This window comes from Arundinibacter roseus (assembly GCF_004348825.1).
Taxonomy (GTDB): Bacteria; Bacteroidota; Bacteroidia; order Cytophagales; family Spirosomataceae; genus Arundinibacter; species Arundinibacter roseus.
This window is the reverse complement of the sequence record NZ_SMJU01000013.1, coordinates 69,720-84,815: the sequence shown is the minus strand read 5'-3', so window position 1 is coordinate 84,815 and position 15,096 is coordinate 69,720. Positions and strand designations below refer to the sequence as shown.

The 15,096-nt window shown below is 47.1% G+C and carries 14 protein-coding genes; 8 read left to right on the top strand and 6 right to left on the bottom strand.

Translation table 11 applies throughout. From position 1 onward, the window contains the following. Positions 1-10: 10 nt before the first annotated feature. Entirely contained in the window at positions 11-706 is a 696-nt protein-coding gene (locus EZE20_RS18890) for a 3'-5' exonuclease (protein ID WP_132120607.1), read from the bottom strand. Next, positions 703-2,613 carry a DUF294 nucleotidyltransferase-like domain-containing protein gene (locus EZE20_RS18885; RefSeq protein ID WP_132120605.1) on the bottom strand — a complete coding sequence of 637 codons (1,911 nt, stop codon included), beginning with the start codon at positions 2,611-2,613 and terminating at the stop codon, positions 703-705. The genes EZE20_RS18890 and EZE20_RS18885 overlap by 4 nt, the downstream gene beginning before the upstream one ends. A gap of 171 nt (positions 2,614-2,784) precedes the next feature. Between EZE20_RS18885 and EZE20_RS18880 the strand changes: the two genes are divergently transcribed. Further along, positions 2,785-3,183, top strand: a complete 399-nt coding sequence (locus EZE20_RS18880) for a hypothetical protein (RefSeq protein ID WP_132120603.1) — start codon at positions 2,785-2,787, stop codon at positions 3,181-3,183. Positions 3,184-3,346: 163 nt separating this feature from the next. Beyond that, positions 3,347-4,240 (top strand): HAEPLYID family protein, encoded by an 894-nt coding sequence (locus EZE20_RS18875; RefSeq protein ID WP_132120601.1) that lies wholly within the window; start codon positions 3,347-3,349, stop codon positions 4,238-4,240. 54 nt (positions 4,241-4,294) lie between these two features. Here EZE20_RS18875 and EZE20_RS18870 read toward each other — a convergent pair whose 3' ends face one another. From EZE20_RS18870 to EZE20_RS18860, 3 genes are all read right to left on the bottom strand, one after another. Further along, positions 4,295-5,314, bottom strand: a complete 1,020-nt coding sequence (locus tag EZE20_RS18870) for a threonine aldolase family protein (protein ID WP_132120599.1) — start codon at positions 5,312-5,314, stop codon at positions 4,295-4,297. Between the two features lie 70 nt (positions 5,315-5,384). Continuing rightward, positions 5,385-6,251: a hypothetical protein gene (locus tag EZE20_RS18865; protein ID WP_132120597.1), complete on the bottom strand. Its 867-nt coding sequence runs from the start codon at positions 6,249-6,251 to the stop codon at positions 5,385-5,387. A gap of 75 nt (positions 6,252-6,326) precedes the next feature. Continuing rightward, the gene (locus EZE20_RS18860) at positions 6,327-6,821 is read right to left on the bottom strand and encodes a hypothetical protein (RefSeq protein WP_132120595.1); all 495 of its coding nucleotides are present in this window, start codon (positions 6,819-6,821) and stop codon (positions 6,327-6,329) included. 414 nt (positions 6,822-7,235) lie between these two features. Between EZE20_RS18860 and EZE20_RS18855 the strand changes: the two genes are divergently transcribed. The 4 genes from EZE20_RS18855 to EZE20_RS18840 all read left to right on the top strand — a co-directional run bounded on the left by EZE20_RS18855 (position 7,236) and on the right by EZE20_RS18840 (position 12,160). Beyond that, entirely contained in the window at positions 7,236-7,481 is a 246-nt protein-coding gene (locus tag EZE20_RS18855) for a hypothetical protein (RefSeq protein WP_132120593.1), read from the top strand. A gap of 300 nt (positions 7,482-7,781) precedes the next feature. Continuing rightward, a complete protein-coding gene (locus tag EZE20_RS18850) occupies positions 7,782-8,270 on the top strand; it encodes a (2Fe-2S)-binding protein (RefSeq protein ID WP_132120591.1) in 489 nt (162 codons plus the stop codon). Then, positions 8,248-10,452 carry a xanthine dehydrogenase family protein molybdopterin-binding subunit gene (locus tag EZE20_RS18845; protein ID WP_132120589.1) on the top strand — a complete coding sequence of 735 codons (2,205 nt, stop codon included), beginning with the start codon at positions 8,248-8,250 and terminating at the stop codon, positions 10,450-10,452. Before EZE20_RS18850 ends, EZE20_RS18845 begins: the two co-directional genes overlap by 23 nt. Positions 10,453-10,606: 154 nt before the next feature. Then, positions 10,607-12,160, top strand: a complete 1,554-nt coding sequence (locus tag EZE20_RS18840; RefSeq protein WP_132120587.1) for a glycoside hydrolase family 32 protein — start codon at positions 10,607-10,609, stop codon at positions 12,158-12,160. 74 nt (positions 12,161-12,234) lie between these two features. Here the strand turns inward: EZE20_RS18840 and EZE20_RS18835 are convergent, their stop codons facing one another. Then, positions 12,235-12,591 (bottom strand): zinc ribbon domain-containing protein YjdM, encoded by a 357-nt coding sequence (locus EZE20_RS18835; protein ID WP_132120585.1) that lies wholly within the window; start codon positions 12,589-12,591, stop codon positions 12,235-12,237. Positions 12,592-12,814: 223 nt separating this feature from the next. Between EZE20_RS18835 and EZE20_RS18830 the strand changes: the two genes are divergently transcribed. Together EZE20_RS18830 and EZE20_RS18825 are read left to right on the top strand one after the other, a co-directional pair. Continuing rightward, positions 12,815-13,336 (top strand): DinB family protein, encoded by a 522-nt coding sequence (locus EZE20_RS18830; RefSeq protein WP_132120583.1) that lies wholly within the window; start codon positions 12,815-12,817, stop codon positions 13,334-13,336. A gap of 119 nt (positions 13,337-13,455) precedes the next feature. Next, a complete protein-coding gene (locus tag EZE20_RS18825; RefSeq protein ID WP_132120581.1) occupies positions 13,456-15,093 on the top strand; it encodes a carboxylesterase/lipase family protein in 1,638 nt (545 codons plus the stop codon). Positions 15,094-15,096: the final 3 nt, after the last annotated feature.

Here is a 15,096-nt window from a genome sequence, read left to right as displayed (position 1 = left end):
GTCCTATCCTTTATAAAAGTCTACGTTTCTTTTGGGTCAATGCCTGCAGGCTATGAACGCCACGCTCGCGTAGCCGGTGGCGAAGATGTAGAAAAAGAATTGCCGTAAGATAGGCATCGCCATCGGCGGTGTGGCGGGCTTTGGTCACAAGGCCATACTGCTTACAGAGTACATCGAGTGAAAACTGTCCGGCCTGAGGTAGCGCATCAGGCGACGAATTGAGCCGGGCTGCCAAATGTGCCGTATCAATTTTTTGGTTTTTTAGCGGACCTGCCTGCATACCTTTTAGGGCAGCGTTGATCATTGCGATGTCAAAGTCAACGTGGTGACCAATCAGGACAGACGTACCGATAAATTCCAGAAACTGTCGAATCGCCTCGCTTTGCTCCATCCCATCTTCCTCATTGCGAATAATTCCGTGAATAGCAGCGATTTTGAAATCCTGCTTTTGCCGCACCAGGATAGACAGACTTTTTCCTACAAACAGCTCGTTGCCTTTTAGTTGAATGGCTCCAATAGATAAAATCTTATCCTTCCCGGCGTCCAGTCCCGTAGTTTCGGTATCAAATACGGTACACGTTATTTCTTCAAACGGCAGCCGTAAATTTTTGGAAAAGTCCTGTTCGGCATACTGTTGGTAAAAATCCGGGTAAGGCTCAGAAGAACCAAAATAGGCGCGTACTTCCTGAAAAAGTTTCTGCATCATGCCAGGATTCCGGTCAGTTGAAAACGTATTTTGATCAGTTTCTGAATTTCGGCAATTGGCTGAAAGCTGTTTCGTAGCGACAGACGCATCATTTTGTCCAGTTCATCAGGATTGAAATATCGTCCCGAATCTTTGTTTCTTTGTCCATTCAAAGCTCGCAGCCTGACCAGAATTTCGTAGGCATCTGCTGCCAGTTGGTAAAGTTCTGCATGCTGAGGTTCCAGTTCTTTGAGTTTTTCAAATCGACGAAGCGTACTGGGTGGGGGCATGTGCTTATGTGCCAGCAGCAAGAGCCGGGCCGCATCAGCCAAAGGCATCATGGCGCGCGCTTTTATATCAAATTCATGTTGATGGTCGCCGTTTTTTTCCACAATAAAATTCCTGAAAAAACTCAGCGGCGGTGGGTTTTGTACCGCATTGCGCGCCAGCATATGAAGATAAACCTCATCTCGTGCGAGACAGGCAATGATATGTGCTGAAAGTGCTTCGGCCAGTGATTTGTCGCCATAAATAGCCCGGAAATCAAAGAAAATCGTGGTCATAAGTACCTCCGTTTCGCCCGGTTGATGAATCCACTTTCGGAACGTATGTTTCCAGTTGGTCAGCGTTTGGCACCAATCGGAGTTAGACGCCATCATATTTGCCGGACAATAGTCAAAGCCAACTTCGTGCAAATAATCCACAGTTTTTTTGGCAAGGTTCAGGTATACTTCTTTCGTTTTGGCATCGTCCTCAACGGGTTCATACACCAGTGCACTATCCTGATCCGTCCGTAAAATCTGTTCCTGTCGTCCTTCGCTGCCAAGTGCCAGCCAGCAAAACGTACCGTGTGCTGCTTCCGAATAGCCCGCCTCCTCTGCCGCCTGCGTCACGCATTTTTGAATAATCTGATCATTGAGTTCCGACACGATTTCGAGCACAAGCGGAATCGAAACCTCCTGTTGCAGATACCGCTCCATGAGGCCGTCAATCTGTTCACGGATTCGGCGCAGGTCAGCAACTGTACTGCTTTTTCGATTGATTTCTTTGCTGAAAACTGCCGGATTTTGGGTCTGCTGAATCACCAGATCATGCTCTGAAATTACTCCCAAAACCGCCGAGTCCGGAGTGCCATCCTGAGTAATAGCTAAATGTCTGATTTTATTTTTCATCATCATGAGTTGCAGTTGTGCCAAAGCCAAACCTTCCCTGACACACAAAACCGGCGACGACATCAAATCGGTGACCGGCTGTTCCATACGAATGTTGCCGCCCACTACTTTGTTTCTCAGGTCTTTATCCGTTAAAATGCCCACAGGGAAATTGTTTTCGTTGCAGATCAGCAACGAGCCAACGCCTTCCTGAGCCATGCGTTGAGCTGCCTGCCGAATGCTCAATTCGGGCGTTCCGGTCACGGGTTTTCGACGGTCTGTGGGTAAAGGAAGCAACTCCGTCAGGTAGTCTGATGCCGGTAAGGCAGCATCGGAAACTTCCGCCCCGGAAGCATGGTACATGGCACCGATACCGGCCGCAAAGTTGCTAATCAGGTAAGTGCTTATAGCTGGATTCTGAGCCAACAAGGGAGAAAAAGTCGCAGTTGGAATGGCATACAGCAGGGTATTTTCAGCAGCTTCGGCTCTGAGTAAATAGGGCGATTTTGCCAGCAGCGGACGAAGCCCAAACACATCACCCTCGTCGCACTGATCTACCAGACTGCCGTCTTCCTGAGAAAGATGAATGGCACCTGTATGTACTACATAAAAGTAAGAGCCGGGATTTTCGCCTATCGAAAACAAAAGCTGATTTTTTGGAATAAACCGAACCACTACCTGCGCTGAAAGTGACATCAGGTCAGCAGGAGTGAGAAGGGTGAAGGGCGGATAATCCTTCAAAAAATCATAAACGCGATGGACAATTTCATTTTTCATAGTTTAAGTATGAAAGAGGTGGGTTTATTAGCCAGGCAAGTTTTTCAAAGATAAATTAACTCAATATTGAAGAGTATGACTGGTATCATTATTGTACGTGGAATCTTCTGGAAATACAATTTTTCATGTATTAATTTTACGGGATTAAAGAAAAATAGGTAACATTGCATCATGATTAGAGCGATTCAGAATAGTCGGTTTGTGCGGGGATTGTGGGGCTTTCTGTGTTTGTACATGCTCAATTGCTCCATTGATACCCCCATTTCTCCTACGGATTATCCATCCAATCACCTGGGTTTCAACGAACAGGAAAGTGTGATGGAAGTAATCCTTGAACATATTTTGGGTTTTGATACCGCTGTTCCCGACTACGACAGCGATGATTCTGAAAAGGAAACTCCTCAAAAGAAGAGTTTTTCAATTCCTGTTTTTTTTATTCCAATTCTTTCCTTGCTCTTCAAGAGTGAGCAGATTCTCAAAAAATCAGAATTTAGCTGGTTTTTGATTAATCAACCCCGAAATCCCTTTTTCGAGATTCATTCTCCTCCCCCGGATTTTTGCCTGGTTTAATACAGTTTTTTCGACTGCTTTACATGAAAAACCAGTCGATTTATCTATGTATGTTTAACAAAAATCACTTGAAGCAAATTTAGTTTTGTCACGCTATCCCTCTGTTTAGCAAGGGGTTGTTTATGCGTGGCTTACCGTTTGCGCTAAAAAAATCCGGGTACTTATGAAAGTTTTCTTAAAAGCAGGCGCCTGCCTGTGTGGTATTTTTCTGTTGACTGAAACGCACGCCCAAATAAGTTCTGATCGGGCAAAAGAAATAAAAGACAGCTTATATGTGCTGGAAGTTGAAGATCGGCACGAGCCCGACAAAGTGCTGCATGCCGAGCCTTTGTATATTGACCTTATTCGCGATTTGGGCGCACGAAAAGGAGAGCGGGAGTGGAACGTAGGTCTGGGCTTGACCGACGAAAATGAGTTCGATTCGTACACGGCCCTTGTTGAGTACGAATGGGCACCAATCAACCGATTGGGCCTGGAAGTAGAGCTTCCATTCACAATTTATTACCCAAATACAGAAAATAAACACTCGCCGGGCAGTAAATTGAACAGCCTGAAAGTAGCTGCTCAATATTCGTTTTTTGTGTCCGAAAAGTTAAAAACCTCTATGGCGATTGGCTACATTCAGGAATTTGAGTTGACAGAGTTTCGGAATTACTCCAAAGAGAAACTGTTTCCCGGCCTTGTGTATAATCCATTTTTTATAGCCGCAAAACGCTGGGGCAACAATTTCCACACGCTGTTGTACACGGGTCCAACCATTTTCCGCCATTTTGAAACCAAAACCACGCATATGGATTGGCAAATCAATAGCAATGTCCACTATATGATTCCCGGCACCCGCAATTTTATCGGGATAGAGTTTAATAAAGTAGCAGGGCATACCGGAACCTTTGATATGACGATTCGTCCGCAAATGCGGGTAAGTATTTCTGAAAATTTGCTGATTGGTATCGTGACAGGCATACCTATTGCCCGTGAAAATGAACGGCTTAGTAGTTTTCTACGGCTCATTTACGAACCCCGGCATCATGTGAAAAAAATGCATGCTTTTCGGTAACTGAATGTACCTCAGGCTTCCGGAAATTTTTCTGAAAGCCTGAGGTAATATATCTTATACTTTCCGTAATCGAGCTTGCAGTTCAGTCAAATGATCGTCTGTAAAATCCAGATGCGTAACCATCCGAACCAAATGTTTTCCGAAAGGAACGGCCTTGATGCGTAGCATATCCAGCTTGCGAACATAAGATGTAGCCAATTGATCCACAGGAAGTTGAAAGATTACGATGTTGGTGTCAATCGGGTATATATATTCAATTTCCGGTATTTCCCGCAGGATTGACCCAATCGTTTTTGCCCGCTGATGATCTTCTTTCAGGCGAAAAACGTGATGATCGAGCGCGTAGCTTCCGGCAGCAGCCAGAAAACCCGCCTGACGCCAGCCGCCACCCATTGACTTGCGAAACCGCCGGGCTTTGGCGATAAAATCTGTTGTGCCAAGGAGTAGTGAACCTACCGGACAGCCAAGGCCTTTGGAAAGACAAATGCTCAGAGAATCAAATAGTTGGCCGTGTTGGGCCGGAGTTTCTCCGGTTTCTGCCAGGGCATTAAACAGCCGGGCGCCGTCCAGGTGCAGCGGTATATTCCGTTCGGTACAAAGGGCCCGAATGTCGAGCAATTCGTCGAAATCGTAGTAACAGCCGCCGCCTTTGTTCATCGTATTTTCCAGAGAAACAAGCCGGGTCAACGTCGAATGAATGTCGTTTTCGGGGCTGATCGCTTCGGCAATCTGCTCTGCCGTCAGGCGGCCACGGTCGCCATCGAGCAGTTTCACCGAGGAAAGGGAGTTGAGCATAATTCCGCCACCTTCGTACAGGTAGATGTGCGATAATTTATCACAGATTACATCACTACCAGGTTGGGTATGTACTCTGATTGCCAGCTGATTAGTCATTGTTCCCGAGGCGCAGAAAAGGGCGGCTTCGGTGCCAAAAAGTTGAGCGGCTTTTTCTTCGAGAGCAAGCACCGACGGATCGTCTCCAAACACATCGTCGCCGACCGGAGCCGACCACATCGCTTCCTGCATAGCAGGCGTGGGGCGGGTCACGGTGTCGGAGCGGAGGTCAATTACCATAGTTTTAAGAATAGTTTAGCGGGTAAAAATGAACGTTGGCACGAAGGTAACGCCATTTTTTTAACCATTCTCAGGGAGCTTTACTTAGCTCATATTTTTGAAGGAGACCTTTATTTCTATAAATCGCCAGCACGTCCGGTTCCAGTTGAATTTTTTTCCCCCGTGCATTCTCATCGTACACCAGAATTTTTTCTGCACTTCTTTCTACCGTAAAAAGTAAGTGATTTCTACGTTTTCTAATTTGAAAAACCTGCATTTTTAGGTAATTGGGGGAAAGGCTGAGCAAGTATCGATCATGAATCTTTACCTCCCGTGGCGTAACCAACACTGGCTGTTCACGGTTTCTTCTTTTCCAGCTAAACGTGCTGTCATTTTTTTGATAAATTTCTTCTTTGAGCCGCTTGTTCGGGTAGTACAGCAGCGACGAATCAGTACTCGAAATAGCATAGCGAAGCCGACTTTTGTACTGATAAGCCGTGCAATCTGCCGTGATTTCCCGATGCCATAAGTAACGCTCTTTGGCTCGATTATTAACTCTTAGTTTAAGAGAATCATTTGATAAAGAATATGTTATAAATCGGCTGCCTCCTTTGGGATTTCCGGTAAGAATGATCTTGAACTCCGGAGAAGCTTCCGAACCCAGCAAATCATTGACCCGAAACCCCAGATTATTATCAAGATCATAAAACAGGGAATTTCCCAGATCATAGCCCGCTGAGTGATACGGAATTTCTGAGGTTTGAATAAGCGAATCCCCCGTACTTGATTCTTGCCGAATAATGTCAATTCTAAGGCCGGTTGGCTCCACGCGCGGCGTCAACGAAAAGGGCTCAAACGGAATCCGTTGCAGCGAACTGATTTCGGCAGGGTCGAGAGTCGCACACGAATTAATCAGAATAAGTAACCCAACTATTCCCGGATACAGATACTTTTTCATGGCCTGGCTTTTTTTCAGATAAAACAATTTTTCAGAAGAAATTTACTCCTAAAACCTGATTTACCAGCCCTGTGTTTATGCCTGATAGGCCTGAACCAACTGATACGTCAAAATTGCTCCGTAGGTAAATACAAAATGGGCCAAAAACAGGGAAACTAAATAGGACGGAAGGGAAATCGCCGGAGGACTTGGGTGAATCAGAAAGAAGCTATACCAGACGATGATTGCTACAAGACCGCTACCAACCCCGTACGCAATACCCGACAAATAGTTGGGACCGCCGATGCCTTGCTGCCAAAGCAGATAGTACACAAGTACGAAGACGATTCCGACTGCATAATGCCCGACAATCCCTACCCAAATGACGGCAGGTTTGTCGGAAAGTTTACCGGAAGCCGTAGTCCGAAATGTGAGCATTGTGCCTAAAATTTTTACCACTTTAAGGGTAAAAGGCGTCAGGAAACTGACGAGGTACATAAAGCCGCTCATCACGAGCGTGCCGCCAATGCCGGAAATTATAATCGCGATCCAGTCAGAAACGGGTATCGAAAGGAATGTTTCATTTTCCATGTTGAGTAAGGACGATAGTACGTGGATGATTATTACACAAAAGGTTTGACACCGGAAGAAGTTCAGGCGCCCTAATGTATTTGTCGTAAGGCACTTAACAAATGCTGTGCCACGCAGTGAACTAGCGTAAGATGGGAGTAATAGTCACCGAATTCAGGATGTTTGAGAAAAAGAAACCTCATCAGTTTTTGTTGAATACCACCCGCCGAAAGAACTCGTACACTGTAATTTATTAGTTGTAAAGTATTGAAAAAGAAGTTTTTAGAAAAAATACTTTTAGAAAAATAATTAACTCCTCATCAAAGGATCGCTGAAAAAAAACGCTGGACTGGTTTTTTAACTATTTATTGAAAAACTAGCATAATTATATGCCGGTTTATGTAAACGTTCAATTCAACTTAACTAATTAAAGTGATGGAAAACGATCAAAAAAACCAGGATCAGAAAGGATATAATCCCGGAGGCCAAAAAGGAGAACAGGCTGGAACTCAGACTGAACAGCAACGTCAGTCCGGTCACGGACAGCAGGAGCAGCGTCAGTCAGGACAAGGTCAGCAGGAGCAGCGGAATCAAGGTTCGCAGCAAAACCAAAATCGCGGTGATCAAAATCAAAGCGAAGAAGATGAAATCCAACGTCAGAGAAAAGAAGATCGGGTATAATCAGCTGATTTTTTGTAAGATAAACTTTGTTTGATGTAAAAATCAGGCAATGAGTAAAGGGTTGAGGTACGAAAGTATTTCAGCCCTTTTTTTGTTGTATTTGGGTAAGGGAAAAGGAATGCTACAATCTTGAATAATTTAATTTTATGTAAAAAACGGATACTTGTACTTTTGGTCTTTTGAATCAAAAGCTGCTTCCGGGATGGGCGTTGAATTATAGAGAGAAAGAATGTAATTTTAGATTAAAATTCAGGACAATCCATTCCTGGAACTTTCATCTATCGCACAAACTCCCAATATATGGCAGAAATTTCACTAACAATCAACGGGAAAAAACACGAGCTGGACGTTGATCCACGCATGCCCCTGCTTTGGGTAATCCGCGACATGGCCGGGCTGAAAGGCACCAAATTTGGCTGTGGCATTTCCCAGTGCGGCGCTTGTACCGTTCATATCGACGGCAAACCGACCCGCTCCTGCTCGTACCCGGCGTCGGCAGCAGCCAACAAAAGCATTACGACTATTGAAGGTATTGGTAGTGAGGCTACGCTTCACGCTGTTCAACAGGCCTGGATTGATGCCCAGGTGCCGCAATGCGGCTATTGTCATTCGGGTCAGATTATGTCAGCAGTGGCCTTGCTGGAAAACACGCCTAACCCAACCGATGAGCAAATCGACTCGGCCATGCGGGGCAACCTTTGCCGCTGCGGAACCTATGCACGTATCAAAACAGCTATTCACAAAGCATCCCAAAAAGGAAAAGAACATGGAATTACAGGAGGAAAATAATACGCAGGCGCTGGCATCAGGCCGCCGTGATTTTCTGCGCCTTGCGGGCCTGACGGGCGTTGGTTTGGTGCTGGGTTTTTCAGCAAAGGCATCGGGACAAAAGACGTCAGTTGTGAATTTGTCAGCCGATTCAGCGGCGGTACTTTCGTTTGAACTGCACCCGTTTATTGTGATCGATAACGCCGGAGGAATTACGCTCATCAACCACCGACCCGACATGGGGCAGGCCACCTGGCAGTCGGTGCCGATGATGATCGCCGAAGAACTGGAAGTAACCCTGGATCAAATCAAGATCCGGCAGTCGGATGGTTTGAGGAAATACGGAGAGCAACTATCGGGCGGCAGCAGTACTGTACGTACGGGATGGACTCGCCTTCGACAGGCCGGGGCGGCCGCGCGGGAAATGTTTTTGCAGGCCGCAGCCACTGAGTGGAAGGCACAGAAGTCTGACTGCTATGCAGAAAATGGGAAAATTCACCACCGCCCGACTGGCAAATCGCTTTCGTATGGGGAGTTGGTAGAGCAGGCTTCGGCATTGGAAGTACCCGCTGATTTGCCGCTGAAAGCTAAGAAAGATTTTAAAATTTTAGGCAAAGCCCTGCCCCGTCCTGAGATCCCCGCCAAAGTTACGGGTGTTGCTGAGTTTGGGATGGACGTGGAGGTGCCCGGCATGCTCTACGCAAGCATTGAGCGCAGCCCGATGATTCATGGCAAAGTGGTTTCGTTTGATGACACCAATGCCAAAAAAGTAGCCGGTGTGACGCAGGTACTGAAAGCGGAACGCAAGCTTCCCTACAAAGCCTGCGAAAGTGTGGCCGTATTGGCAAATTCCTATTGGGCGGCTTTACAGGGTAGAAAAGCCCTGAAAATTGTGTGGGACAATGGCACACTTGCCGAAGAGTTGGACTCGTCCGTATATGCAGCAAAACTTCGTGCAGCGGTAGCCCAGGAAGCACCTTCGTACACTAATTTGGGCGATGTGTCAACTGCGCTCGCCTCGGCTGCCAAAAAATTGGATGCCGTGTACGAAACTCCCTTTTTGGCCCATGCGCCGATGGAGCCGGAAGTTGCGATTGCCCACGTAAAAGAAGACGGCAGTTGCGAAATTTGGGCACCCGTACAAGGACCCGACGGAACAATCGAACAGGTATCGGCTTATTTGGGCATTAAACCTGAGCAGGTTACGGTTCACGTGCCATTTTTGGGCGGAGCCTTTGGCCGCAAAGCGTATCTCGATTTTGTGCTGGAAGCTGTGTATTTATCCAAACAAACAAAAACGCCCGTGAAGGTAATCTGGACACGGGAAGACGATATTCAGCAGGGACCCTTTCGTCCGGCGATGCTTAGCAGCATGCGAGGCGGTGTAGACGAAAAAGGAGCGATCACTGCGTTTGAACATACGCTCATCGGGGAGTCTATTTCGGGGCAGGTTTTTGGGTTTTTTCCCGAAGGTAAGCCCGATCCGTGGGCAGGGGAGGCCATCAGCCACGAAGAAAGTCCGTACGCCATTCCGAATTTGAAAGTAGGATTTACGCGTGTCAAAACCGAAATCCCGATTGTATGGTGGCGCTCGGTTTATCCTTCCAACAGTAGTTTCGGTCACGAATCTTTTATTGACGAATTGGCCCACGCCGCTGGAAAAGACCCGTTGGCAGTTCGGAAAGAGTTGATGAAAGACGACAAACGCTTCCTCAACGTACTTACTTTATTGGAGGAAAAATCGGGTTGGAATAAAACCCTTCCGGCCGGAATGGGCAAGGGCGTAGCCGTGGCCAAGTCCTTTGGAAGTGTATGCGCACACGCCTTTTTCGTCAAAAAAACGGCTACCGGACTTGTGGTTGATCGGGTCGTGACGGTGCTGGACTGCGGCATGTACGTAAATCCGGATAACGTTCGGGCGCAAACCGAAGGTAACATTGCCATGGGCCTTACGGCTGCTACCAAACCCGCCATAACCTTTGCCAAAGGCAAAGCACAGCAGTCCAATTTTCACCAATATCAGCTTCTGCGAATGGACGAAATGCCGAAGATGGAGATTCACCTGGTAGAAAACGAGGAAGCGCCCGGTGGAGTAGGTGAGCCCGGACTGCCGCCCGTAGCACCGGCTTTGTGCAACGCCATTTTTTCGGCTACCGGTACGCGTATACGCACGTTGCCCGTGGATTTGAAAAAATTGGTGTAATTAGATTTAAATATAAAATGAAATGAAAGCATGAGTCATCGCAGGTGTTGAGGTGGCTCATGCTTTTTTATGAAATTCAATAACTCCTTATAATTGACTCATCATTAGTTCATAATGATTTTTTACATCTCCTGACCAAAATCCCAAACGACCTATGTGGAAACTTGCGGGGCTTGCAGCGCTGGCCCAACTTACCTTATTTTCTTGCCAAACTACCAACACATCTTCTCCTTCTGACGAGCAAACTGTCCGCGAAGAATACCGCCCGTCCTACCATTTTACGGCTCCCCAAAACTGGATCAACGATCCTAATGGGTTGGTGTATCTGGACGGCGAATACCATTTGTTCTATCAGCATAATCCTTTTGGGAACGAATGGGGGCACATGAGCTGGGGACATGCCGTAAGTAAAGATTTGATCACCTGGGAACATCTGCCTTTGGCGCTGCCCGAATATCCGACGCCGGGCGATACGTCTACCCAAACGATGGTGTTTTCGGGAAGTGCCGTGGTGGATAGCGCCAATACATCGGGATTTTTTGCGGCCGGGCAGACGGATGGTCTCGTGGCCATTTTTACCTCGCACGTGCACAATGGGAAAGACGGGCTGTTGCAGCACCAAAGCCTTGGGTATAGCGCCGACAAAGGCAGAACCTGGAAACTCTATGATAAAAATCCGGTACTTGATCTGCAAATGAAAGACTTCCGCGACCCAAATGTTTTTTGGTATGCGCAGGATAAAAAATGGATTATGTCCGTGGTGAAGCCGCTGGAATTTACCGTGCAGTTTTATCAGTCGCCCAATCTGAAAGACTGGACTTTCATGAGCGAGTTTGGCCGGCAGGGCGACACGACTAAAATCTGGGAATGCCCCGCTCTTTTTCCGATTCCTGTCGAAGGAACCGACCAACAAAAATGGTTGCTGCTGATTTCAAGCGGCCACCGGCAGAAGGATTTTTTGGGAATGCAGTACTTTGTGGGCGATTTTGATGGAAAAACCTTTGTACCTCAGCCACAAAAAGAGATTTTGTACGTAGATGAAGGCAAAGATTTCTATGCCGCAATTCCGTTTAATAATCTTCCGGCTTCGCACAAAAAGCCACTCATAGTTGGTTGGCTAAACGATTGGGTGTACGCCAACGCGCTGCCTTCGGCTACTTTCAAAGGCGCAATGTCGGCACCGCGCGAGTTGAGTCTTGCCAAAACGGGCGACGGCTTTCGCCTGATTCAGCAACCTGTGGCTCTTACAAAAAATGTAGAAGCAGCTTTATCCGAAAAAAGTCTGGTAGTGGAAGGAGAAAAACTTCTTGACTTTACGGGTGAATCGTACGAATTGGTGGCGACAATTGAGCCGGGAAAAGCTAAAAATTTAGGAATAAAATTGTTGCAAAGTGAAGATGAGGCTACGGTACTTACCTACGATGTACCTTCGGCAGTACTTTTATTTGACCGGACCAAATCGGGCAACACTACTTTTCACGAACGTTTTTCCAGCGTAGAATCCATGCCTGCCCCGCTAATAAACGGCCGCTTGAAAGTACATATTCTGGTCGATGCGTCGGTGGTGGAGGTTTTTGTGAATGACGGACAACGGGTCATGACCAATCTGGTTTTTCCAAAAAAGCACGAAGGTAAAATTACGCTTTTCTCTACCGACGGCGCGGCTACTTTTCGTGAGGTACGGATTGCGGTTCCGGGAACGAAATAATTCGTAACCAATAAAAACTCCTGCAATAGTTTGTGCCGTAGAGTGTACGGTTCAAGCCATTGCAGGTTTTTTTGTTAGCCTTTACGAACAAACTCTGATTTTATACCCATCGAGCCAAACCCATCGATTTTGCAGTTGATGTTGTGGCCATCGTGTCCGTCAGATGCAAGCCGGATATTCTTTACTTTGGTGCCGGCTTTAATAGATTTGGGTGCCCCTTTTACGGGTAGATCTTTGGTAATCACCACCGTATCGCCATCTGCAAGTTCTTTTCCATTAGCGTCCAATACTTTCGCATCGGTTGATTCTACGGTTTCAACTGCGGCAGTTTCTGCGCTCCATTCGTGAAAGCATTCCGGGCAAACAAACAGATTATCACTTGGATAGGTATATTCGCTCGCGCATTTTGGGCAAGGGGGATATTCGTTCATGAGTTTTGTATTCAGAATTTGAGATAAATAAAAAATGTAGAATCACGTAAATTTCTAAGCAAAAGTAGCCAAATTTTTCTCGGGCTGACGTTTGGCCACTTTGAAACTGGTCCCTTAAAGAATATTGTTGGTGAAAACACCAACAACGGCTAATCGATAATGAACTGGTAGAAAATGCACATCGCGTGTTTTTTGATAGAAAGATATTTTACAAAAAATACCTATGAACAGACAGGAAGCTTTGCAACAACTAGCCGGTGCGCTGGGGATCCTGGCCGGGCCGCAAAAAATTGTCTCTCCGTACCTAACCGATTTTTTGCCTCGCTGGCAAACTACGCTGGGATACAGCCTGAAAGTATTGGAAAAAATGCCTGCCGGGAAATTCTCTTACACACCATCGCCTACGCAACGTACGTTTGGTCAGCAATTTACCCATGCTGCCTACTGGAATTCATTTTACGTGGGCCTGCTGGCAAGGCAGCCCCCTTTGCCGGAGCCAAAGGAATTATCAAAAGAAATCGTAATTGATTATTACAAAACCTGTCATGCGCAGTGTACAGCAGTTTTTGAAACTCTCACCGACGTCCAACTTGACCAAACGGGTTATGGAAAAGAAGCCTACTGGCAGAAACACACCGGTCGGGATATACTGTTACGTGCCTATACCCACACGGCGCATCATCGGGCACAGGCGTTGGTCTATTTACGCCTAAATGACATTGAACCACCTTTTTTTGAATTTTAATAGGTAGACTCCCCCACAACTAGTTCTTAGTAGGTCAGCGGTTATGGATTTGTGTGAATTGCACGCTCAGATCGGCCCCAAATTTTAAGTACTCTCTTTACCAAAAAATCAATTAACCTATGTTTAAATCAACATTTTTACTAGTTGCAACCTTTATTTCTATGACTACGCTCTACGCACAGTCCGGAGCAGGCGCACCTCCATTACAGGTCAAAACCGCCAACGGAACGCTGGAAGGTGTCGATGAATCGGGTATTCGGGCGTTTAAAGGCATTCCTTTTGCGGCGCCTCCCGTAGGCAAATTCCGGTGGCGTGAGCCTCAGCCGGTTCAAAACTGGACGGGCGTGCGCAAAGCACACACTTTTGGTCCTCGCGCTATGCAGTTGCCTTTGTTTGGCGACATGGGCTTTCGTTCGGACGGCGTAAGTGAAGATTGCCTCTACCTGAACGTGTGGACTCCTTCCAAAACCGGTTCTGAGAAACTTCCCGTTCTGGTGTATTTCTACGGCGGCGGACTCATGGCGGGCGATGGCTCCGAGCCGCGCTACGATGGCGAAAGCATGGCCCGGCAGGGGATCGTAAGCGTAACGGTCAACTATCGTCTGAGCATATTTGGTTTTTTCTCGCATCCTGAATTAACCAAAGAATCACCCTTTAAGGCTTCGGGAAATTACGGATTTCTGGATCAGTATGCAGCCTTGCAGTGGGTGCAGAAAAACATCGCAGCATTTGGCGGTGATCCTTCGCGGGTAACGATTGCGGGCGAGTCGGCCGGGTCGTTTTCGGTGAGTGCACAAATGGCGTCTCCTTTGAGCAAGAATCTTTTCTCTGCCGCAATTGGCGAAAGCGGTTCTTTGCTGGGTTTCAGACCTATGCCCGCGCTGTCGGATGCTGAAAAAATGGGCGTAGAATATGCCACCAAAGTAGGCGCTACCACGCTGGCCAATCTGCGGGCTATGCCTGCTCAGGAGCTGCTTGATGCAACTATCAAGCCGGGTGTGCCTCGTTTTTCTGCCGTAAAAGATGGGTATTTTTTCTCAAAATCTCCTGCTGATGTATTTGCCAGCGGTGAGCAGTCGCAAGTGCCATTACTGGTAGGCTGGAACTCCGAAGAAGGAGGATTTAGAGGTATTTTGGGTAAAGATGAGCCCACCGTTGCCAACTATGAAAAGGCCGTAAGATCCATGTATGGAGCGGATGCTGAGAGGGTGTTGTCTGTATATAAACCTGCAAACGATGCTGATGTAGAAATCGTAGCCCGCGATTTGGCCGGAGATCGTTTCATCGGTTTCAGTACCTGGAAATGGTCAGATCTGCACAGCCAAACGGGCGGAAAACCCGTGTATCGGTACATGTATGAGCGTCCACGGCCGCAGATGCGGGCCGAAATGGGTAACGTAGAGGCAGGCCTTGCCGGTGGTGTAGTAAAAAGTACGGATGCCAACGCCAAAAAAGCCCCGATTCCGAAAGGTGCCGTTCACTCGGCTGAGATTGAATACGCACTGGGCAATTTGCCCACAAACCGCGTGTACGACTGGCAACCCGAAGACTACAAAGTATCAGAAATTATGCAGCTATTTTTTGCCAATTTTATCAAAAATCATGATCCCAATGGGTTGGGTGTGCCGCAGTGGCCTGCCATTCAACCAAAGCAACCCGCCACCGTCATGCACATCGACACGCATACCCGTGCCGAAACAGACAAGCATCAGGGTCGCTATTTGCTGATGAATGAGTTTTATAAAGCGCAGCAGTAAGGG